21 protein-coding genes are annotated in these 22,105 nt (G+C 65.7%); 18 read left to right on the forward strand and 3 right to left on the reverse strand.

Going from position 1 to position 22,105, the window contains the following annotated elements:
* The 18 genes from B8115_RS03035 to B8115_RS03115 all read left to right on the forward strand — a co-directional run.
* The coding region (locus B8115_RS03035) for a sarcosine oxidase subunit alpha family protein (RefSeq protein ID WP_010626275.1) at nucleotides 1-2,683 on the forward strand (2,683 nt) is incomplete at its 5' end.
* Nucleotides 2,676-3,326: a sarcosine oxidase subunit gamma gene (locus tag B8115_RS03040; protein WP_010626276.1), complete on the forward strand. Its 651-nt coding sequence runs from the start codon at nucleotides 2,676-2,678 to the stop codon at nucleotides 3,324-3,326. The genes B8115_RS03035 and B8115_RS03040, both read left to right, overlap by 8 nt.
* Nucleotides 3,327-3,413: 87 nt before the next feature.
* On the forward strand, nucleotides 3,414-4,280 hold the full coding sequence (gene purU, locus B8115_RS03045) for a formyltetrahydrofolate deformylase (RefSeq protein WP_010626277.1): 867 nt from the start codon (nucleotides 3,414-3,416) through the stop codon (nucleotides 4,278-4,280).
* A 213-nt stretch (nucleotides 4,281-4,493) separates the two neighbouring features.
* Complete coding sequence (locus tag B8115_RS03050) at nucleotides 4,494-6,557, forward strand: prolyl oligopeptidase family protein (RefSeq protein WP_010626278.1); 2,064 nt, start codon at nucleotides 4,494-4,496, stop codon at nucleotides 6,555-6,557.
* Between the two features lie 268 nt (nucleotides 6,558-6,825).
* Nucleotides 6,826-8,205, forward strand: coding sequence for an ABC transporter substrate-binding protein (locus B8115_RS03055; protein ID WP_238539187.1), 1,380 nt, complete (start codon nucleotides 6,826-6,828; stop codon nucleotides 8,203-8,205).
* A 447-nt stretch (nucleotides 8,206-8,652) separates the two neighbouring features.
* On the forward strand, nucleotides 8,653-9,576 hold the full coding sequence (locus tag B8115_RS03060) for an ABC transporter permease (protein ID WP_010626280.1): 924 nt from the start codon (nucleotides 8,653-8,655) through the stop codon (nucleotides 9,574-9,576).
* On the forward strand, nucleotides 9,573-10,439 hold the full coding sequence (locus B8115_RS03065; protein ID WP_010626281.1) for an ABC transporter ATP-binding protein: 867 nt from the start codon (nucleotides 9,573-9,575) through the stop codon (nucleotides 10,437-10,439). The genes B8115_RS03060 and B8115_RS03065 overlap by 4 nt, the downstream gene beginning before the upstream one ends.
* Before the next feature lie 65 nt (nucleotides 10,440-10,504).
* On the forward strand, nucleotides 10,505-11,263 hold the full coding sequence (locus B8115_RS03070; protein ID WP_010626282.1) for a GntR family transcriptional regulator: 759 nt from the start codon (nucleotides 10,505-10,507) through the stop codon (nucleotides 11,261-11,263).
* Entirely contained in the window at nucleotides 11,260-12,996 is a 1,737-nt protein-coding gene (locus B8115_RS03075; protein ID WP_010626283.1) for a fumarate reductase/succinate dehydrogenase flavoprotein subunit, read from the forward strand. Before B8115_RS03070 ends, B8115_RS03075 begins: the two co-directional genes overlap by 4 nt.
* A 41-nt stretch (nucleotides 12,997-13,037) precedes the next feature.
* Entirely contained in the window at nucleotides 13,038-13,271 is a 234-nt protein-coding gene (locus B8115_RS03080) for a ferredoxin family protein (RefSeq protein ID WP_010626284.1), read from the forward strand.
* Nucleotides 13,272-13,281: 10 nt separating this feature from the next.
* Complete coding sequence (locus B8115_RS03085; RefSeq protein ID WP_010626285.1) at nucleotides 13,282-14,241, forward strand: HEAT repeat domain-containing protein; 960 nt, start codon at nucleotides 13,282-13,284, stop codon at nucleotides 14,239-14,241.
* Between the two features lie 99 nt (nucleotides 14,242-14,340).
* Nucleotides 14,341-14,664, forward strand: coding sequence for a ferredoxin FdxA (fdxA, locus tag B8115_RS03090; RefSeq protein WP_010626286.1), 324 nt, complete (start codon nucleotides 14,341-14,343; stop codon nucleotides 14,662-14,664).
* 3 nt (nucleotides 14,665-14,667) lie between these two features.
* Nucleotides 14,668-14,844: a hypothetical protein gene (locus tag B8115_RS23540; RefSeq protein WP_158409631.1), complete on the forward strand. Its 177-nt coding sequence runs from the start codon at nucleotides 14,668-14,670 to the stop codon at nucleotides 14,842-14,844.
* 16 nt (nucleotides 14,845-14,860) lie between these two features.
* Complete coding sequence (locus B8115_RS03095) at nucleotides 14,861-15,196, forward strand: DUF971 domain-containing protein (RefSeq protein WP_010626287.1); 336 nt, start codon at nucleotides 14,861-14,863, stop codon at nucleotides 15,194-15,196.
* The gene (locus tag B8115_RS03100; RefSeq protein WP_051004588.1) at nucleotides 15,193-16,203 is read left to right on the forward strand and encodes a YeiH family protein; all 1,011 of its coding nucleotides are present in this window, start codon (nucleotides 15,193-15,195) and stop codon (nucleotides 16,201-16,203) included. Before B8115_RS03095 ends, B8115_RS03100 begins: the two co-directional genes overlap by 4 nt.
* Before the next feature lie 41 nt (nucleotides 16,204-16,244).
* Nucleotides 16,245-17,021: a ferredoxin--NADP reductase gene (locus B8115_RS03105; RefSeq protein ID WP_010626289.1), complete on the forward strand. Its 777-nt coding sequence runs from the start codon at nucleotides 16,245-16,247 to the stop codon at nucleotides 17,019-17,021.
* Between the two features lie 33 nt (nucleotides 17,022-17,054).
* Nucleotides 17,055-17,846 carry an electron transfer flavoprotein subunit beta/FixA family protein gene (locus B8115_RS03110; protein ID WP_010626290.1) on the forward strand — a complete coding sequence of 264 codons (792 nt, stop codon included), beginning with the start codon at nucleotides 17,055-17,057 and terminating at the stop codon, nucleotides 17,844-17,846.
* A complete protein-coding gene (locus B8115_RS03115; RefSeq protein WP_010626291.1) occupies nucleotides 17,843-18,799 on the forward strand; it encodes an electron transfer flavoprotein subunit alpha/FixB family protein in 957 nt (318 codons plus the stop codon). Before B8115_RS03110 ends, B8115_RS03115 begins: the two co-directional genes overlap by 4 nt.
* 6 nt (nucleotides 18,800-18,805) lie before the next feature.
* Here the strand turns inward: B8115_RS03115 and B8115_RS03120 are convergent, their stop codons facing one another.
* The 3 genes from B8115_RS03120 to B8115_RS03130 form a co-directional block, all read right to left on the reverse strand.
* Entirely contained in the window at nucleotides 18,806-19,471 is a 666-nt protein-coding gene (locus B8115_RS03120; RefSeq protein WP_010626292.1) for a TetR/AcrR family transcriptional regulator, read from the reverse strand.
* 16 nt (nucleotides 19,472-19,487) lie between these two features.
* The gene (locus B8115_RS03125) at nucleotides 19,488-21,533 is read right to left on the reverse strand and encodes an NADH:flavin oxidoreductase (protein WP_010626293.1); all 2,046 of its coding nucleotides are present in this window, start codon (nucleotides 21,531-21,533) and stop codon (nucleotides 19,488-19,490) included.
* An 81-nt stretch (nucleotides 21,534-21,614) separates the two neighbouring features.
* Nucleotides 21,615-22,070, reverse strand: a complete 456-nt coding sequence (locus B8115_RS03130; RefSeq protein WP_010626294.1) for a thioesterase family protein — start codon at nucleotides 22,068-22,070, stop codon at nucleotides 21,615-21,617.
* Nucleotides 22,071-22,105 lie beyond the last annotated feature (35 nt).

The raw sequence follows: 22,105 nt of genomic DNA on the forward strand, positions 1-22,105 counted from the left end.
CGGGCGCTTCATGCCGCCGGGCTTCTACTACAAGACCTTCATGGCGCCGGCCTCCATGTGGATGACCTATGAGAAGTACATCCGCAAGGGCGCAGGTTTGGGCCGCAGCCCCATGGAAGCCGATCCGGACAGCTACGATCACCTCAACCAGCACTGCGACTTGCTGGTGATCGGTGCCGGCCCCGCCGGCCTGGCGGCGGCGCTGACCGCGGCTCGCAGCGGTGCCCGGGTGATCCTGGCCGATGAGCAGGAAGAGATGGGCGGTTCGCTGCTCGACAGCCGTGAACTGCTCGATCAGCAGCCGGCCGCCAAGTGGGCGGAGCGCGTGCTGGAGGAACTCGCCGGGCTGGACAACGTCACGTTGCTGCCCCGCACCACCGCCAACGGTTACCACGACCACCATTTCGTCACGCTGCACGAGCGGCGCACGGAGCACCTGGGCGAGACGGCACCGCTGGTCGACGGCCATCGCGGCGTGCGTTCGCGCATGCACCGAGTGCGCGCCGGTCAGGTGCTGCTGGCCACTGGCGCCCATGAGCGGCCGCTGGTCTACGCCAACAACGACGTGCCGGGCAACCTGCTGGCCGGTGCGGTATCCACCTACATCCGCCGCTACGGCGTGGTGCCGGGCAACAAGCTGGTGCTCTCCACCAGCAACGATCACGCCTATCGTGCCGCGCTCGACTGGGTCGAAGCGGGTCGTGAGGTGGTGGCCATCGTCGACGCCCGTGCCAATCCGCAGGGCGACTGGATCGACGCCGCCAAGGCCAAGGGCATTCGTATCATCACCGGCAGTGCGGTGATCGAGGCCAAGGGCGAGAAGCGCGTCAGCGCGGCCCGCGTGGCCAAGATCGACCTCGCTGCCTTCAAGGTCACCGGCCAGGCCGAGACCCTGGCCTGCGACACCATCGCCAGCTCCGGCGGCTACAGCCCGGTGATCCACCTGGCCTCGCACACCGGCGCGCGGCCGACCTGGAACGAAGATATCCTCGGGTTCGTGCCCAGCCTGGTGAAAGGCGTGCACGCTGCCGGCAGCGCCCGCGGCATCCACGACCTGGGTGCAGGCATGGCCGATGGCGTGGCCATGGCTTCCCAGGCACTGGAAGCACTGGGGCATTCGGCCAAGGCGGTCGAGCTGCCGCAGGTCGACGCCCGCCGCGAGGGAGCGGCCTGTGCGCTGTATCAGGTGCCTCACGAGAAGCCGACCCTGCGCGCGCCCAAGCAGTTCGTCGATCTGCAGAACGACGTCACCGCCGGGGGCATCGAACTGGCGACGCGTGAGGGCTTCGAGTCTATCGAGCACGTCAAGCGCTACACCGCCATGGGCTTCGGTACCGACCAGGGCAAGCTCGGCAACATCAACGGCATGGCCATTGCCGCGCGCTGTCTGGGCAAGACGATTCCCGAGGTGGGCACCACCGTGTTCCGCCCCAACTACACGCCGGTCACCTTCGGTGCCATCGCCGGTCGCCACTGCCGCGACCTGTTCGACCCCGAGCGCTATACCGCACTGCACCAGTGGCACGTGGAGAATGGCGCCGAGTTCGAGGACGTCGGCCAGTGGAAGCGCCCCTGGTACTTCCCGCAGACGGTCAACGGCAAGAAGGAGACCATGCACGAGGCGGTGGCCCGCGAGTGCCGCGCGGTGCGCGAGAAGGTCGGCATCCTCGATGCCTCGACCCTGGGCAAGATCGACATCCAGGGCCCCGACGCTCGCGAGTTCCTGGGGCGCGTCTACACCAACAAGTGGGAAAAGCTGGCCGTCGGCAAGTGCCGCTACGGACTGATGTGCAAGGACGACGGCATGGTCACCGATGACGGTGTGACCAGCTGTCTGGCCGAGAACCACTTCCTGATGACCACCACCACCGGCGGTGCCGCCGCAGTGCTGGAGTGGCTGGAACTGTGGCATCAGACCGAATGGCCCGAGCTCAACGTGACCTTCACCTCGGTGACCGATCACTGGGCGACCATGACGATCACCGGCCCCGAGGCGCGCAACCTGCTGGCCGAGATCAGCGACATCGATCTCGACCGCGATTCCTTCAAGTTCATGGACTGGCGGGCTGGCAAGGTGGCCGGGGTACCGGCGCGGGTGTTCCGCATCTCCTTCACCGGCGAATTGACCTACGAGATCAACGTCCAGGCCAACTACGCCATGCACGTGTGCAAGACCCTGTTCAAGCACGGCGAGAAGTACGGCCTGACCCCCTACGGCACCGAGACCATGCACGTGCTGCGGGCAGAGAAGGGCTTCATCATCGTCGGCCAGGACACCGACGGCTCGGTGACGCCGGAAGACCTGGGCATGCAGTGGTGCGTGGGCTACGACAAGCCGTACTCGTGGATCGGCAAGCGCGCGCTGACGCGAAGCGACACCCGCCGCACGGACCGCAAGCAGCTGGTCGGCCTCAAGCCCAAGGACCCGAAGGTGGTGCTGGAGGAAGGCGCGCAGATCGTCTTCGATCCGAAGCACGCCATTCCCATGCCGATGGCGGGTCACGTGACCTCGAGCTACTACAGCCCGACCCTGGACTCAGGCTTCGCCCTGGCCGTGGTCAAGGGCGGTCAGCAGAAGATGGGTGAGACCGTCTACCTGCCTATGGCCGACGGCCAGGTCCATGAGGCCGAAATCGTTAGCCCGATCTTCGTCGACCCCAAGGGAGAGCGCCAGAATGTCTAACCCTGTCGTTGCCAAGGCCCGTACCTTCGATACCCGCACCGAGGCCAACATCCCGGTGGAATCGCCGCTGGCCTACTCCTACCAGCGTTCGGGGGCTCCGGCCCCCAGCGCCAAGAGCCGGGTGGTACTGCGCGAGCGGCCCTTCCTCGGTCATCTGGTGCTGCGCGGCGGTGCCATCGTGCTCGACGAGGCCGTGCGCGCGGTGCTGGGCTTCGGCCTGCCGGCACGGCCCAACACCCTCAGCCATAGCGAGGATGGCGCGCGTTCGATCCAGTGGCTCTCGCCCGACGAGTGGCTACTGATCGTACCCGGTGGCGAAGAGTTCGAGCTGGAGGGTACGCTGCGTAACGCCCTGGGCGATGCCCACTACGCCATCGTCAACGTCAGCGGCGGCCAGACGCTGCTCGAACTGTCGGGCGAGAAGGCGCGTGAGCTGCTGATGAAGTCGACGCCCAGCGACGTGCACCCCGAGGCCTTCCCGGTGGGCAAGGGCGTGACCGCGGTGTTCGCCAAGGCAAACCTGATCCTGCGCCGTCCCACGGAAACCCGTTGGGAGCTGGTGCTGCGCCGCAGCTTCTCCGACTACTGCTACCGCTGGCTGCTGGACGCCGGCGCGGAGTACGCCATCGGTGTGGAGCGGTAACGAGACATCGCGTTTGCCAGGCGCGTTTGGCCGGGGGGTTCCCCCGGCCCTTTTTCCACTCGCCGCCGAAGCGCCGGAGGAAGCAGCATGAAGCGACACGACGACATCTGGATCATGGCCGCGCAGTGCCCCAGCCGCCTGGGCACTGTGGACGTGGTGACCCGCTTCCTCAAGGAGCGGCGCTGCTACATCACCGAGCAGCAATCCTTCGACGACCGCTTGAGCGGCCAATTCTTCATTCGCACCGAATTCCGCCCCGAAGAGGCTGGCTTCGATGCCGATGCCTTCCAGGCAGCCTTCGCCGAGCGGGCCGCCGAGTTCGAGATGAGCTCCGAGCTGACGCCGCCGGGGCGGCTGATGCCGGTGGTGATCATGGTCTCCAAGGCCGATCACTGCCTCAACGACCTGCTCTATCGCTACCGTACCGGGCAGTTGCCCATCGACATCCGCGCCATCGTTTCCAACCACCCCGACCTGGCATCGCTGTCGGAGTGGCACGGCATTCCCTATCACCACTTCCCGATCACCGCCGAGACCAAGCCCGAGCAGGAGGCCCAGGTGTGGCGGGTAATCGAGGAGAGCGGTGCCGAGCTGGTGATCCTGGCGCGCTACATGCAGGTACTGTCGAGCGAGATGTGCACCAGGCTCTCGGGCCGGGCGATCAACATCCACCACTCGCTGCTGCCCGGCTTCAAGGGCGCACGCCCCTACCACCAGGCCTACGACAAGGGCGTCAAGCTGGTCGGTGCCACGGCCCACTACATCAACGACGACCTCGACGAGGGGCCGATCATCACCCAGGGCGTCGAGCCGGTCAGTCATGCCGACTACCCGGAGGACCTGGTCGCCAAGGGCCGCGACATCGAATGTCTGACCCTGGCCCGGGCGGTGGCGCTGCACGTGGAGCGGCGCGTGTTTCTGAACAGGAACCGTACCGTGGTATTCCAGCGCTAGGCTATGCCCGAAAACTGGCTGCGCTTGGCCATACAGCGTTAAAAATCAGCTTAAAGTACTCATTTACACTCCGTAAACTCCGTCTTTTCGCTGATTTTTGCCTTGTCTGGCCTTCGCTCGCCGACTTTTCAGACAAAGCCTCGGACACATTGAGTCCGCGGCCATAGCGGGCTAGCTTGGTGGGCAAAACGACTGCCCACCAGGAGACCCCGCATGACTGCCCCCTTCGACGAGCACGACCCTTACCTGTGGCTGGAAGAGGTCGAGGGCGAGCGCGCCCTGACCTGGGTCGAGCAGCGCAATGCAGAGAGCCAGGCCAGGCTCGCCGATGCGCCGGGCTTCAGCGCGCTGCGCGACGACCTGCAGGCGATCCTCGAGGCCGACGACCGCATCCCCTTCGTGGTCAAGCGCGGCGAGCACTTCTACAACTTCTGGCAGGACCGCGACCATCCCCGTGGGCTGTGGCGGCGCACCACGCTCGAGGAGTACCGCAAGGCGCGGCCCGAGTGGGAGGTGCTGATCGACCTCGACGCGCTCAACGCCGAGGAAGGCGAGAACTGGGTCTGGCACGGCGCCCACTGCCTGCGGCCTGAATCGCCCGACCAACCCTGGCGTCACTGCCTGATCTCGCTCTCCCGCGGCGGCGCCGACGCCGACGTCACCCGTGAGTTCGACCTGGTGGAGAAGCGCTGGGTCGAGCAGGGCTTCTACCGCCCCGAGGCCAAGGGAGGCCTGGGCTGGATCGACCGCGACACGGTCTACGTTCAGACCGACTTCGGCGCAGGCTCGATGACCAGCTCCGGTTACCCGCGCATCGTCAAGCAGTGGCGACGCGGCACGCCGATGGCCAATGCCGAGACGGTGTTCGAAGCCGAGCCCGACGACATGGCCGTAGGTGCCGCGCACGACTCCACCCCTGGCTTCGAGCGCGACTTCGTCAGCCGCGCCCGGGCCTTCTACGACAATGAGCTCTACCTGCGCCAGGCCGACGGCAGCCTCACCCGCATCGAGGTGCCCAATTCGGCCCACAAGCAGGTGCACCGCGAGTGGCTGTTGGTGGAGCTGCGCGAGCCCTGGGAGGTGGCGGGTACCACTCATCCCGCCGGCGCGCTGCTGATCGCCGACTTCGACGCCTACATGAACGGTGAGCGCGAGCTGCGCGTGCTGTTCACCCCCACCGAGCGCACCTCGCTCTCCGACGCTACCTGGACCCGCCGCCACCTGATTCTCAACGTGCTCGACGACGTCAAGCACCGGCTCTACGTGCTCACGCCGAGCGCAGGCCAGTGGCAGCCCGAGCCCCTGGAGGGCGTGCCGACGCTGGGCAGCGTCAGCGTGAGCGCGGTGGACGATGAGGAGAGCGACGAGGTGTTCGTCATCGTCAGCGACTACCTCACGCCGACCACGCTGCTGCACGGTCGGGTCGGCGGGGCGCTGGAAACGCTCAAGCAGGCCCCGGCGCTGTTCGACGCCGAAGGGCTCGAGGTGACCCAGCACTTCGCCACCAGCCGCGATGGCACGCCGATTCCCTACTTCCAGGTGGCGAAGCGCGATCTCGAGCCCAGCGGCGTGCACCCGACCCTGCTCTACGGCTACGGCGGCTTCGAGGTGCCGCTGCTGCCCGGCTACAGCCCCGGGGTGGGGCGCGCCTGGCTCAGCCAGGGAGGCGTGTACGTGGTGGCCAACATTCGCGGCGGCGGCGAGTACGGCCCGCGCTGGCACCAGGCGGCGCTGCGCGAGAATCGTCACAAGGCCTTCGAGGACTTCGCCGCCGTGGCCGAAGACCTGATCGAACGCGGCATCACCTCGCCGCAGCGGCTGGGTATCCAGGGCGGCTCCAACGGCGGCCTGCTGGTGGGCAACATGCTCACCCGCTACCCGCAGCTGCTCGGCGCCGTGGTATGCCAGGTGCCGCTGCTCGACATGCGCCGCTACCACCTGCTGCTGGCCGGCGCCTCGTGGATGGCCGAGTACGGCGACCCCGAGAGCGACGACTGGCAGTTCCTGCGCGATGTCTCGCCCTATCACAACCTCGAGCCCGGGGCGCAGTATCCGCCCATGCTGCTGATGACCAGCACCCGCGACGACCGCGTCCACCCCGGCCACGCACGCAAGATGATGGCGCGCATGAGCGAGCAGGGGCATGAGGCGCTCTACTACGAGAACGTCGAAGGCGGCCACGGCGGTGCGGCCGACAACCGTCAGCGTGCCCATATGCAGGCGCTGGCGTTCACGTTCCTGAGTCAGACGTTAATCGATGAGATTTCGGATACTTAGCTTGTAACCGATTTGTTCTAGTTGTCCTGTTCGGCATCCCAATGGCTGCGCCATGATGATGCCGAAAGCCACTCATTGCGCACTATGCGTGCGCAATGAGGCGGCTGACGGTCGAGTGATCGCTTCCTGTCGGGTTGACCTTTCCCTTATTCGAATCATGCAGATGGGCGGCAAGTCGCGCCGAATGGCACGCGCACTGCAAATCAATGGGTGAAGGTAATGACCGGATAGTACAAGTACAACCCACCCTGACCGGAGGTGACTGGACATGATGAACTGGAAACGACTCATCGGCTGCAGTTCGTTGGGAATACTCTTTCTGCTAAGTAACCCTGCCTTGGCGGAGCGCATCACCATTGGTATCGGCCACCAGAGCATGGTGACCAATACCGTGGCCGGCGGTATCGTGCTGGAGAAACTTGGCCTCATCGAAAAATATCTTCCTACGGATGGGGATTACGCCGATGCCGAGTACGAAATCATCTTTCGCGATTATGATTCAGGCCCACCCATCACCAACCAGATGATGGCGGGCAACCTCGAGTTCGGCGTGATGGGTGACTATCCACTGATCGTCAATGGGGCCAACTTCCAGGCCACCGGCCGACATGAAACCCGCTTCATTGCCGTGACCGGGTACAACCGCCAGGGAACCGGCAACGGTATCGTGGTGCCGGTGGCCTCCGACGTGCACTCCCTCGAAGAGCTGGCAGGCAAGCGCATCTCCACGCCGGTGGGCAGTGCCGCCTGGGGCATGACGCTCAAGGCCCTGCGCGATGCGGGGCTCGATGGGCAGATCGCCATCGTCGACCAGAGCCCGCCGGTGGGGGTGGCCAACATCGCCGGCAACCGTATCGATGCCCATGCCGACTTCGGCCCCTGGTCGGAGGTGATGGAGTTCCGCGGTACCGGGCGCAAGATCTTCGACGGCAGCGAAGCCGGTGTGCCGACCTTCCACGGCATCGTGGTGCGCAAGGCATTTGCCGATCGCTACCCGGAGGTGGTTGAGGCCGTGCTGCAGGCAACCCTCGAGGCGCAGCAGTGGATCAGAGAGGATCCGATGCGTGCCGCCACGCAGCTCAGCGAGTGGACCGGTGTGGCCAAGGAGGTGCTCTACCTCTACCTCAGCGAGGGGGGAATCAGCACCCTGGATGCCACCATCAAGCCCGAGTGGGTCGAGGCGCTGCAGTACGATCACGCCCTGCTGCAGGAGGAGCGCAACATCCCTGACCTCGATTTCGACGCCTGGGTCGACGACAGCTACATCCGTAGCGCCTATGCGGCGTCCGGGCTGGACTATGCCGCCGACCTGGAGCGCATGGTCACGCCCATGGCGCAGAACCCGGATCTCAGCCCGGCCCAGATATGGTTCGCCGACGAGGGTATCGTCGAGTACGAAAGTGTTGCCGACATGGTGGCGGCCTACCGTACGGCGGACAGCGAAGGGCGAGAGGTCTACTCCACCTATGTCTACGATCACCACAGCGGGATCAAGATGTTCGGCAAGGCCGCCTTTCTTGCCGAAATGCCGGATGGTGAAGTGGTGGCCTTCATGAAGAGGGACGACTCGCTGGCATACGTCGCCGATAACGGTGGAGAAATGATTGCCTTGGCCGCTTCAGGTGACGAGTCACTCGCCATGAAATAAATGAAGTGAACCTCAGTCGGATTTCTTCCTTTTTTAAAGTATGAGAAAGGCGGGCGCGGAATTCTCCGCGCCCTTTTTATTGTCGGGCGATATGAGGGTTTTTCGCCTTTCTGGCGTTATGAGTTGTTCTACTTGTATTGGATTAAGAGGGCGGGACTCAGAATAAATGCATCAGTCTGATGCTTGTCAATTCCGATATGCACCACGCGGGCGCGCAGGTCAATTACTGAGGAACCGTATCTTCGATTGGGTTAAAAATAAAAACTCCTTTTGGATTAAATCCTTGGCATCGATATGCAGAGTGTTGGCACGGCTGATGCAGCTTACTGAGTAAACGATATGACCTGATAGTACAAGCTTCGCCCCCGGCAACAACGACACAACAAGCGCCGGTTTCACTACCCACAGCGTTGCGCAGACAGCGCTCCCGTGACGAGAGGTGACCTCATGAGCTTGAACCCCAGTCCTCGCCCACCACTGCCCGAGGCCGTTGCATCAGGCCCGTTCGAGAGCGTAGAGCGCTCTGCCGCCAAACCGGCGCCAGCCGAGGCGCAGCCGGCCGTCGATGGCGCGGTTGGCTACCGGCGCCTTTTGCCCGTGGACTGGGACCGCTACCTGGTCCGCATCGGAGCCCTGCTGGTGGCAGCGCTGGGCTGGCATCTCGCCTCGACCTACGGCTTCGACTTCTTCGTTCGCTTCGACAACGTACCGGGGCCGCTGGTAGTGGGAGCGGAGTTTTTGGCTCAGGCCTCGAGTCAGGAGTTCTACGTACATATTTTCCATAGCATGCAGCGTATCGCCATGGCGTACGGACTGGCCGTGGTGCTCGGAGTGACGCTGGGGGTTCTCATGGGCCGCTCGCGCTTCGCCGAGGACCTGATCCTGCCCTACATCGAGATCCTGCGGCCGATCCCGGCGGTAGCCTGGATTCCGCTGGCGATCCTGATGATGCCTACCGAGCAGGCGAGCATCGTCTTCATCACCTTCCTCGGCGCGCTGTTTCCCATCGTGATCAACACCGTGCACGGCGTCGAGCAGACCCCCAAGGTGCTGGTGCGTGCCGCCCGCAGCCTGGGGGCGAGCAACGCCGCGATTCTCTGGCACGTGGTGCTGCCCGGCGCGCTGCCGAGCATCGTCGCGGGGCTCGCCATCGGTATGGGGGTGGCGTGGTTCTCGCTGCTGGCGGGCGAGATCATCAGCGGTCAGTACGGGATCGGCTACTTCACCTGGTCGGCCTACACCCTGGTGGAGTACCCCAAGATCATCATCGGGATGCTGGTCATCGGCGGGCTGGGCTCGCTGTGCACCCTGCTGGTCCGCAAGGCCTGCTCGCCGCTGCTGCGCTGGCAGACCGAGGGGGCCAAGTCATGATGCCGAGCAAGCTCAACCGTGCCGCCGTGGTCGAGCATCCCCACAGCTTCCGCCCGCGCAGCGCAGGCGGCAAGGGACGGATCAGCGTGCGCGACCTCGATATCGTCTTCGCCACCGGCAGCGGTCCTCAGCGTGCCGTGGCCTCCGCCAGCCTCGAAATTCAGCCGGGCGAGTTCGTCTCGCTGCTGGGCCCCTCCGGCTGCGGCAAGTCGACCCTGATGAACAGCGTGGCCGGCTTCGTCAAGCCGACCCGGGGCGAGGTGCTGCTCGACGGCCACAGCATCGTCAAGCCTGGCCCCGACCGCGGCATGGTGTTCCAGCAGCATTCGCTGTTTCCGTGGAAGACGGTGAAACAGAACGTCGCCTTCGGCCCGCTGATGGCCGGCGCGGGGGCGCGCGAGGCCGAGAGCGTGGCCAATACCTTTCTCGCGCTGGTGGGGCTGTCGCGCTACGCCAACGCCTTTCCCACCACGCTCTCCGGCGGCATGCAGCAGCGTGTGGGTATCGCCCGGGCGCTGGCCAACTACCCCAGCGTGCTGCTGATGGACGAGCCCTTTGGCGCCCTGGATGCCCAGACCCGCAGCATGATGCAGGAGAACCTGCTGGAGATCTGGGGCGAGTTCAAGAACACGGTGCTGTTCGTCACCCACGACATCGACGAGGCGGTGTTCCTCTCCGACCGCATCGTGGTCATGAGCGCGAGCCCCGGCCGCATCATCGCCGACATCCCCGTGCGGCTGCCGCGCCCGCGCACCCAGGAGCTGCTCACCACGCCCGACTTCATGGCGATCAAGCGCGAGTGTCTCGCCCTGATTCGCGAGCAGACGCTGCGTGCCTTCGAACAGCAGAACCAGGCGAGTTGAGCCGGGATGGCAGGCACATTCGGCGCTCGAGTCGACATGACATGTCATGACAAGAGGCAACGACCATGAAGAGCCAGGAACTCAAGCTGCAGCCGGGCGACTCGCCGCAGCCGCTCTACGTGCAGATCCGCGACACCCTGCGGCGCAACATCCTCGATGGCAGCTACTCGCCCCACGAGCGGCTGCCGTCGGAGAACACGCTGATGAAGAGCTTCGGCGTGAGCCGTATCACCATTCGCCAGGCCCTGCGTGACCTGCACAACGAGGGGCTGGTGTTCAGCGCCCAGGGCAAAGGGACATTCGTCAGCAAGCCCAAGGCGGTGCAGAACGTGCAGCGTCTGCAGGGCTTCGGCGAGGCCATGGCGGCACAGGGGTACGAGGCCACTGCGCGGTTGCTGTCGATCCAGGAGTGCAAGCCGAGCAAGGCGGTGGCAGCCGCGCTCGGGCTGCGATCGGGCGATGCCGTGGTGGAGGTCAAGCGGGTGCGCTACCTCAATCGCGAGCCGGTCTCGCTGGAGAGCAGCTACTTCCCCATGGACATCGGCCGACGGCTGTTCGGCCAGGAACTCTCCGGCGACATCTTTCCCATGCTGGAGAACCGCTTCGGTATACCGCTGGGCGCGGCGGACATCGCCATCGACTCCACCCTCTGCGACGAGGAAACCCGGCACCACCTCAACCTCGGGATGGGCGAGCCCATCTTGCGGGTCGAGCGGTTGACTTTCGATCGGTCGGGGCGGCCGGTCGATTTCGAGTACCTCTGCTTCCGCGGGGACGCCTTCAAATACCAATTCCGAGTGGATCGGAAAACGGAGGAATCATGAACGCAAGCGACATTCCCGTCATCGACGTCGACGTGCTGGTCATTGGCGGCGGCACCGCCGGCCCCATGGCGGCCGTGACCGCCAAGGAGCAGGACCCGAATCTTAAGGTGATGCTGTTGGAAAAGGCCAACGTCAAGCGCTCCGGCGCCATCTCCATGGGCATGGATGGGCTCAACAACGCCATCGTTCCCGGCCACTCGACGCCCGAGCAGTACGTCAAGGAGATCACCATCGCCAACGACGGCATCGTCCACCAGCCGGCGCTGATGGCCTATGCCCAGCGCTCCTTCCCGATGATCGAGAAGCTCGACTCCTGGGGCGTGCACTTCCAGAAGGACGAGACCGGCGACTACGACATGAAGAAGGTCCACCACCTCGGCACCTACGTGCTGCCGATGCCGGAGGGCCACAACGTCAAGAAGATCCTCTATCGCCGCCTGCGTCGCCACCGGGTGCAGATCGAGAACCGCTACCAGGCCACCCGCCTGCTCAAGGATGGCGACGGCAGGATTGCCGGAATGATCGGGGTCAATACGCGAACCGCCGAGCCGATCATCATCCGCGCCAAGGCGGTGATCATGGCCACCGGGGCCGCCGGACGCATCGGCCTGCCGACGTCGGGCTATCTGTTCGGCACCTACGAGAACCCGTCCAACAACGGCGACGGCCATGCCATGGCCTATCACGTCGGGGCCGACCTGGCGAACCTCGAGTGCTTCCAGATCAACCCGCTGCTCAAGGACTACAACGGCCCGGCCTGCGCCTACGTTACCGGCCCGCTCGGTGGCTTCACCGCCAACTCCCAGGGCGAGCGCTTCATCGAGTGCGACTACTGGTCGGGCCAGATGATGCTGGAGTTCTTCAAGGAACTGGAAGGCGGCAACGGCCCGGTGTTCCTCAAGCTCGATCACCTGGCCGAAGAGACCATCCAGGAGATCGAGACCGTCCTGCACACCAACGAGCGTCCCTCGCGCGGGCGTTTCCACGACGGACGCGAGACCGACTATCGCCAGCACATGGTCGAGATGCACATCTCCGAGGTCGGCTTCTGCTCGGGCCACTCCGCCTCGGGTGTGTGGGTCGACGAGACCGGCGCCACCACCGTGCCGGGCCTGTATGGCGCCGGTGACATGGCCTCGGTGGCTCACTCCTACATGCTCGGCGCCTTCGTCTACGGCCAGATCTGCGGCGAGAGCGCGGCCGCTTTCGCCAAGGCGCGCAGCGAGATGCCCGCCCTCGACGAGGCCTTCATCGCCGCCGAGCTGGAGCGCATCCAGGCGCCGCTCAAGGTGACCGACGGCATTCCGCCGTCGCAGATGGAGTACAAGGTGCGCCGCCTGGTCAACGACTACCTGCAGCCGCCCAAGGTGACCAAGAAGATGGAGATCGGCCTGCAGCGCATCCTCGCGGTGCGCGAGGACCTGCCCCGCTTGCAGGCCACCGACCCCCACGAGCTGCTGCGCGCGATGGAGGTGCAATCGATCATCGACTGCGCCGAGATGGCTGCCCGCGCCTCGCTCTATCGCACCGAGTCGCGCTGGGGGCTCTACCACTATCGCGTCGATTGTCCCGAACAGAACGACGCCGAGTGGTTCTGCCATACCCGGCTGTACAAGGACGACAACGGCAACATGGCCCACGGCAAGCGCCCGGTGGCGCCCTATCTCGTCGAGCTCGGCGAGGAGAAGGACGCCTACCAGAAGCTGCGCGTGCAGAAGGCTGCCAACGCCTGAGTCCCAGGCCAAAGCACGGACAAATGAAGAGGAGAGAAACCATGCCGACTGCAACGCAACGCACCAGCGTTCCGGTGATCATCGACGAGGACAAGTGCATCGCCGACAAGGGCTGCACCGTATGCATCGACGTCTGCCCGCTCGACGTGCTGTGGATCAACCCGGCCACCGGCAAGGCGCACATGCGCTACGACGAGTGCTGGTACTGCATGCCCTGCGAGGCCGACTGCCCGACCGATGCCGTCAAGGTCGAAATTCCCTATTTGCTGCGCTGAGGTGTGCCCGATGAAACAGTACGACGATCCTGAGCTGCAGGAGATTGCCGAGAAGCTCACTGACCCGGACCCCGGCATTCGCCGCGTGGCGGTACTGGCGCTGGTCGACTCGGGCGAGCCCGAGGCCGCCGAACTGCTGATCCAGGCGCTCAAGGACGAAGACCCCGCGGTGCGCCAGGAGGCGGCCAAGGTGGTCGATGAGTTCGATGCCGAGGATATCGCCGATTCTCTGCTGGCGGCGCTGAGCGACGGCGATGAGGTGGTGCGCAACGCCGCCGCCCACGCCCTGGCCGATCTCAAGGACCCCAGTGTCGCGCCGCCGCTGCTCGCCGCACTGGAGCGCAGCACCGACCCCTTCGTGGTGGCCGGCATCCTGCGCGCGCTCAAGCCGCTGCGTGTGGCCGCGGCACAGACTCCGGCGCTGCACCGCTTGAGCGATGACGATGCCCGCGTGCGGCGTGAGGCGGTGGGCGTACTCGGTTGGCTCAAGGCCGTGGAGAACCTGCCGGCGCTGATCGATCGCGCCAGGAGCGATGCCGACCCCGAGGTGCGGCGTGCCGCCGCCGGCGCCCTGGTCTACGCCTCTGCGGAGCGGGTGGGTCCGCCGCTGGTGGCGATTCTCGCAGACCCGCACTGGCAGGTGCGCTGCGAGGCCGCCCTAGGCATCGGCAAGCTCGACTATCAGGCCGGGCTCGAAGCGCTGATCACCGCCAGCCGCGATGGGACCTGGCAGGTACGCGAGAAGGCTGCCGAAGCGCTGGGCAAGCTGGGCGGAGTGGCCGCCGTACCGGCGCTCGGCGAGTGCGCCCGGGATGCGATGAGCAACCTGCGCAAGGCGGCCATCGGCGCCCTTGGCACCATCGCCGAGCCGGAGTGCCGGCCGTACATCGAGCGGGCTCTCGACGACCCCGATCCGGACGTGCGTAAGCTGGCGCGCTGGGCGCAGTCGCAGCTCGACAACGCCGCCTAGAAGTCGGTCTACAAGCGACTGTGCGTCGGCGATGCCGCGTTGGAAGCACGCTCGCTTGTAGAGCGGTTCAGCTCGAACCCTTTAGAGGCAAAAACGACCATGACATACGTCGTCACTGAAAACTGCATCCGCTGCAAGTACACCGACTGCGTGGAAGTGTGCCCGGTGGACTGCTTCCACGAGGGCCCCAACTTCCTCGTCATCGATCCGGTGGAGTGCATCGACTGTTCGCTATGCGCTCCCGAGTGTCCGGCGGATGCCATCTACGCCGCTGACCAGCTGCCGCCCGACCAGGCGCACTTCCTCGAGATCAACGCCGAACTCGCCGAGGTGTGGCCGGTCATCACCGAAACCCGCCTGCCGCTGGGTGAGGCCGATGTTTGGGTCGACCGGGGGGAGAAGCTGCAGTACCTGGAGCGCTGAAGCATGCGCCAACTTGTCATGACGAGTTGCCGGGCACGCTTCGCACTGCTGGCCATCGTGCTGGGTGCCAGCGTCAACGACAGCGCCCGGCCGATGGTCGAGGCGGCCGTACCCGCGCCGCCTGCGGAGGTGCCGCTGCTGTGCCTGCGGGACCGGCAGCCCAACGACTCACGAACCTGATCGCCAGGAGGTTGACATGAGCGCCATTGCCCATACACCGGAACATCTGCGCCATACCATTGCCCCGCCCGACGGGGTGCACCTCAATCGCCGCACCCGGGAGGTGGAGATCCGCTGGCCGGATGGCCGCACGGACACGCTCTCCTGCCTGGCGCTGCGGGCCGCCTGTGCCTGCTCGAGCTGTCTGCACGCCAAGCGTAGCGGCCGCCTGGCGTTGTACGACGCCGATATCACCGTGGTCGACGCCAAGCCCTTCGGCGTCAGCGGCTTGCAGCTGTTCTTCTCCGATGGCCACAGCCGGGGCGTGTTTCCCTGGGGCTATCTGCGCGAACTGGGCGAGACGGCGCGATGAACGCTCCCATGCCGCTCGCCGTGGCGCCGTCCTGGGCCGCGCTCAAGCGCCTCTATCCCGGGGTCTCGCTGTGCCTCGTACTGGCCCTGGCCGGCAGCTTCCTGGCCGAGCACTACGGTGCCCCGGCGCTGCTGCTCGCGCTGCTGCTGGGCTTCGGATTCGCCAGTCAGGCCGGTGAGGCGCGTCTGCAGGCCGGCGTCGGCTTCTGTGCCCGGCGGGTGCTGCGAATCGGCGTGGCCCTGCTCGGCGCGCGCATCGCTCTGACCCAGTTGCAGGAAGTGGGCTGGCTGCCGCTCGCGGTGGTGCTGGCCAGCGTGCCGCTGATCCTCGTCTCGGCGCTGGGGCTGGGGCGCTGGCTGGCTCTGCCAACGTCGCACAGTCTGGTGGCCGGCGCAGCGGTGGCGATTTGCGGTGTGTCGGCGGCAGTGGCAGTGGCCGCCGTGCTTCCCGCTGGCCGCCTCGAGGAGCGCCGTCTGCTGGGCGTGGTGGTGTGCGTCACCGCGCTGGGCACGCTTGCCATGCTCGGCCTGCCACCGCTCACCGCGCTGCTCGGCTACGGCGACATCGTCAGCGGGCTGTTCCTCGGTGCCACCATCCATGACGTGGCCCAGGCCGCCGGGGCGGGGTATCTCGTCTCCGACGCTGCCGGCGACGTGGCCACGCTGACCAAGCTGCTGCGCGTGGCGTTGCTGGTACCGCTGGTGCTGGCAATCGGCCTGCTGCTGCGTCGCGGCCAGAGCGGCAGCGGCGAATTTCCCTGGTTCCTGCTCGGCTTCGTCGTGCTGTTCGTTGCCAACAGCCTGGGGCTGCTGTCCCCGGGTCTGCGGGAACTGCTCATCAGCGCCTCGCAGTGGTGCCTGCTGGTGACCATGGCGGCGCTGGGCATGCGCACTTCGGTGCGCGACCTGCTGGCTCAGGGCTGGCGTCCGCTGTCGCTGCTCTGCGCGTTGAGTGCAGCGCTGGTACTGACCGTGATGGGACTGCTGGCACTGCTGCCGGTGGCCTGAACCGCATCGCTCGCGATGCAAGACGACTGGAGGAATTCCTCATGGCTGCTATCGGAACCGCCGACGTACTGAGCGTCCACCACTGGAACGACACCCTGTTCAGCTTCCGCACCACCCGCGACCAGGCGCTGCGCTTCGAGAACGGTCACTTCGTGATGATCGGGCTCGAAGTGGGTGGCAAGCCGCTGATGCGTGCCTACAGCATCGTCAGTGCCAATCATGACGACTATCTCGAGTTCCTCAGCATCAAGGTACCCGACGGACCGCTCACTTCGCGCCTGCAGCACCTCGAGGTGGGCGATCAGATCATGGTCAGCCGCAAGCCGGTGGGTACCCTGGTCATCCACGACCTGACCCCGGCCCGGCATCTCTACCTGCTGAGTACCGGCACGGGGCTGGCGCCGTTCATGAGCATCATCAAGGACCCGGAGGTCTACGAGCGCTTCGAGAAAGTCGTGCTGGTGCACTGCGTGCGCTACGTCAGCGAGCTGGCCTACCACGACCACATCACCCGGGAGCTGCCCGAGCATGAGTTCCTTGGCGAGGAGATTCGCGACAAGCTGATCTACTACCCCACCGTGACCCGCGAGCCGTTCCGCAACCAGGGCCGTATCACCACGCTGATCGAGAGCGGCAAGCTTTGCGACGACATCGGCCTGCCGCCGCTCAACCCCGAGACCGACCGGGTGATGCTGTGCGGCAGCCCCGCCATGCTCTCGGACCTTACCGCCATGCTCGACGACATGGGCTTCGAGGCCAGCCCACAGCAGGGCGAGCCGGGTGACTACGTCATCGAACGTGCCTTCGTCGAGAAGTGAGCGAGGGCCAGGGAATAGAGCCAGGAGAGTGCCATGAAGATCCTCGTCGCGGTCAAACGCGTCATCGACTACAACGTCAAGATCCGGGTCAAGGCGGATCACTCCGACGTCGACCTCACCAACGTCAAGATGGCCATGAACCCCTTCTGCGAGATCGCCGTGGAAGAGGCGGTGCGGCTGAAGGAAAAAGGCGTGGCCACCGAAGTGGTCGCCGTGACCATCGGCCCCAAGGCCGCCCAGGAGCAGCTGCGCACCGCGCTGGCGCTGGGCGCCGACCGGGCCATTCATATCGACACGTCAGCCGAGACCGAAGAGCGCGTCGAGTCGCTGGCCGCGGCCAAGCTGCTGGCCAAGGTGGTGGAAGAGGAGCAGCCGGTGCTGGTCATTCTCGGCAAGCAGGCCATCGACACCGACAACAACCAGACCGGCCAGATGCTGGCCGCATTGGCTGGCCTGCCCCAGGGCACCTTCGCCTCCGAGGTGAAAATCAGCGGTGACGGGGGCGATAAAAAGCTCCAGGTGACCCGCGAGATCGACGGTGGCCTGCAGACCGTCGAGCTGACCCTGCCGGCCATCGTCACCACCGACCTGCGCTTGAACGAGCCGCGCTACGCCAAGCTGCCCGACATCATGAAGGCCAAGAAGAAGCCGCTCGACGTCAAGAGCCCGGCCGACCTCGGCGTCGAGGTGGCCAGCAGGCTCACGCTGCTCAAGGTCGAATCGCCAGCCGAGCGCAAGGGCGGCATCAAGGTGGGCTCCGTCGACGAGCTCGTGGACAAGTTGAAGAGCGAAGCCAAAGTTTTTTCACAGGAGCCGATTTCATGAGCGTGCTCGTCCTTGCCGAACATCACGACGGCATCCTGGTTGGCGCCACCGCCCACGTGGTCGCCGCGGCCCTGAAGTTGAAAGCGTCCATCGGTGGCGACATCGACGTGCTGGTCGCCGGTGAGAACGTCGGCGCCGTGGCCGAGGCCGCTGCCAAGCTCGACGGCGTGAGCAAGGTCCGCGTGGCCGACAACGCCGTCTACGCCCACCAGTTGGCCGAGCCCCTGTCGGCGCTGCTGGTCGAGCTGGCCGATGGCTACAGTCACGTGCTGGCCGCCGCCTCCACCACCGGCAAGAACGTGCTGCCGCGGGTTGCCGCGCTAAAGGACGTCAGCCAGATCTCCGAGATCGTCGAAGTGGTCGATGCCGACACCTTCAAGCGTCCGATCTACGCCGGCAACGCCATCGCCACGGTGAAAAGCGCCGACACCCTCAAGGTGATCACCGTACGCAGCACCGGCTTCGATGCCTGCCCTGATAGAGGGAGCGAAGGCGGTAGCGCTGCCGTCGAGAATGTCGATATCGTTGCCGACAATAGCCAGTCCACCTTCGTCAAGCAGGAGCTGGCCCAGAGCGACCGTCCCGAACTGGCGGCAGCCAAGGTGGTCATCTCCGGCGGTCGTGGCATGGGTAGCGGCGAGAACTTCAAGCTGCTCGACGGCATCGCCGACAAGCTGGGCGCCGCCATCGGTGCCTCTCGCGCCGCGGTGGACGCCGGCTTCGTGCCCAACGACATGCAGGTGGGGCAGACCGGCAAGATCGTCGCGCCGGAGCTCTACATTGCCGTAGGCATCAGCGGTGCCATCCAGCACCTGGCCGGCATGAAGGACTCCAAGATGATCGTGGCGATCAACAAGGACGAAGAGGCACCGATCTTCCAGGTCGCCGATTATGGTTTAGTGGGCGACCTGTTCGAGATCCTACCGGCATTCGAGGAGCGACTGGACCAATGATCGGTATCAGTGACCGGCAGCGCCTGATACCGCTTGGGCGCCTTCCATAGCATGACCATGCCGGGCCTGGAAGCGCTGCAGCTCGCGGGGCTGCGGCGCCTGTCCGGTGAAGATCTCGACGTAGGCGGGAATGCGCTGCATGCGCACCTCCAGCGCTTCTTGGGTCTTCATCGAGATGTAGCCGATCTGGGTCAGGTAGATGGTCCGGCCGCGCACGTTGGCCGCCAGCGGCTCATAGCCGAAGCGCTCGAACATGCGAGTCAGTGCCTCGATGCGCGCCTCGTCGGCGGCATCGATCTCCCGGGCCACCGCTTCCGACTGCAGCGCCCAGCTGCGCATGGCGAACTCCAGCGGGGAGTCGAACAGCTTGGGGTCCAGCCAGCAGTCGAAGACGTTGAGGATCGCCTCGGTAATGCTCTCGGCGTAGGCTTCGGTCTGGCGTACCAGGCCCTGGGTGTTCTTCTCCCGCCAGCGTTCGATCAGGGCATCGAGCAGCGCCTCGCGATCCTTGAAGAACCAGTAGAAGCTGGTGCGCGACACCTTGAGCCGCTTGGCCAGCGGCAGGATGCGCACGCTCTCCACGCCGGAGTCGAGCAGCAGCTCGAAGGCGGCATCGAGCCAGGCCTCGCGGGAGCCTTTCCATTTGGTATCGCTATCGGCGCCTCTCGGCATCAGCGGTTGTCTCCGTTTAGATATCCTTCACCAGCCGCAAGGCATCGTAGATTGCCGCATGAGTATTGCGCGACTCGACGGCATCGCCGATGCGGAACAGCTGGAAGCGGCCTTCCGGGTTGCGCACGACCGCCTGGGGCCGGCCGGCGATCAGGTCGTCGTAGTCTACCTCGCCGCCGTTGCGGGAGTGTGGCTTCAGCTCGAAGTAGACGTCCGCCATGGGCGTGATGCCGTAGTTGACCACCACCTGGTCGATACGTCGCTCCTGGTCCGCTTGTCCACTGGTGGCATAGTCGCTGGTAATACGGGCAAGCAGCTCGCCGCCGTCGCGCTGCACCGACCTCAGCCGATAGGTAGGGGTGAAGGTGACGTTGGGCCGCTGCAGGGCGCGCATGTAGGGCACCAGGTTCATGGCCATGATCTCCGCCGAGAAGGTGCGGTCCGCAGTCATGATCTCGAGCTCGGCGCCGCTGGCGGCGATGATCTCCGCCGCCAGCATGGCGGCGTGATCGCCAGCATCGTCGAACAGCAGCACCCGTTTGCCCGGCGCCACGTGGCCGGAGAGGATGTCCCAGGTGTTGACCACCAGGTCGTGGCCGACCGCGGGCTGGTCGTCCATGGGGTAGCCGCCGGTGGCCACGATCACCACGTCCGGCTGCTCGGCGAGCACGTCCTCGACCTCGGCCCAGACGTTGTAGCGAATCTCGACGCCGAGCGCCTCGCAGCGCGCCAGGCGCCAGTCGATGATGCCCAGCATCTCGCGGCGCCGCTCGCGCTGGGCGGTGAGGCGCACCTGCCCGCCGGCGTCGCTGGCGGCTTCCAGCACCACCACTGAATGGCCCCGTTCGCCAGCGACACGGGCGGCTTCCAGCCCCGCGGGGCCGGCACCGACGATCACCACCCGGCGCTGCTGCGCTGCCTGCGGGATGGTGTGGGGCATGCTGGTTTCGCGCCCGGTGGCGGCGTTGTGGATACAGTAGGCCGCACCGCCCTGGTAGATGCGATCGAGGCAGTAGTTGGCGCCGACGCAGGGGCGGATCTCCTCTTCGCGGCCTTCGACGATCTTGCGCACGATGTGCGGATCTGCCATGTGGGCGCGGGTCATGCCGATCACGTCGACCTTGCCCGAGGCGATGGCGTAGCGCGCCGTTGCCACGTCCTGAATCTTGGCGCCGTGGAAGGTGGGGAAATCGACCTGTCGCTTGATCTCGCCGGCGAAGTCGAGGTGCGGAGCGCTGGGCATGCCCTGGATGGGGATCACGTCGGTGAGGCCCGCGTCGGTGTCGATGTGACCGCGCACCACGTTGAGGAAGTCGATCAGACCGCTCTCCTTCAGGCGCCGCGAGATCTCCATGCCGTCGCTGGCCGTCAGCCCGCCTTCCAGCATCTCGTCGCCGGTATAGCGCACCCCGACGATGAACTCCTCACCGACCCGCTGGCGAATGGCCCGCAGCACGTCGAAGGTGAAGCGTAGCCGGTTGTCGAGATCGCCGCCGTAGGGTCCCTCGAGGGTGTTGGTCAGCGGCGACCAGAACTGGTCCATCAGGTGGCCGTAGGCCTGCAGCTCGATGCCGTCGAGGCCGGCGGCGTGCATGCGCTCGGCGGCATCGGCGTAGTCGCGGATCAGGCGCTCGATGTCCCACTCCTCGACCTGCTTGGGGAAGGCGCGGTGGGCCGGTTCGCGGCGGTGGCAGGCCGAGACCGCCGGCAGCCAGTCGCCCTTGTCCCAGCGGGTGCGCCGGCCCAGGTGAGTGAGCTGGATCATCACCGCGGTGCCGTGCTCATGGCAGGCGTCGGCGAGTTCACGCATCCACGGCACCACCTCGTCCTTGTAGGCCAGGATGTTGTTGAACACCGGCGGGCTGTCCTTGGCCACCGCCGCGGAGCCGGCGGTCATGGTCAGGCCCAGGCCGGCCCTGGCGCGCTCGACGTGATAGGCGCGGTAGAGCGCCTTGGGCATGCCGTCCTCGGGATAGGCCGGCTCGTGGGAGGTCATCATGAGCCGGTTGCGCAGGGTCAGGTGTTTGAGCTGAAAGGGCTGCAGCAGCGGGTCGTTGGCCATGCCCAGGCCTCCATCTTGTTGTCTGTACGACAACAGTAGATGGCCATGTACACTTGTGTCAATTAAGTGTTCATGAGTGTCTCATCTCGGAATGCCGATGCGCCTCCCGGCCGCCGTCGGCCAGTTGCCGGGCTCGGCCTGTGGCAGCGCATCAATGGCTTCTAGCACGTCAGGCGGGAAGGGCGCGGGGCGGTGGCTGGCCGTGTCGATGCCCATCAGCATCTGCTCGCTGGTGGCCAGCGTCTCGCCGGTTGCGTCGCTCATGGTGAAGAACACATGCAGACGCTTGGCGTCGCGGTCGAGCAGCAGCACCTCGACTTCCAGTGCCTGTCCCTGATGGGCTTCGCGCCGGTAGCAGAGGTGGGTTTCCAGGGTGAAGAGGGTGTAGGCCTGGCGCTCGCGCCCTTCGGCATCGAGGCCGATGCGCTCCATCAGGGTGTCCACCGCCAGCGAGAAGACTCGGGCGTATTCGGCATCGTTCATGTGGCCGTTGTAGTCGACCCACTCCGGGGCGACCCGGGTCGTCAGCAGTGTCATGGGTATCTTTCCCTTGATTCGGCATTTGCGTCTAT

It is taken from the genome of Halomonas sp. KM-1, assembly GCF_000246875.1.
In the GTDB taxonomy this organism is placed as follows: domain Bacteria; phylum Pseudomonadota; class Gammaproteobacteria; order Pseudomonadales; family Halomonadaceae; genus Halomonas; species Halomonas aerodenitrificans.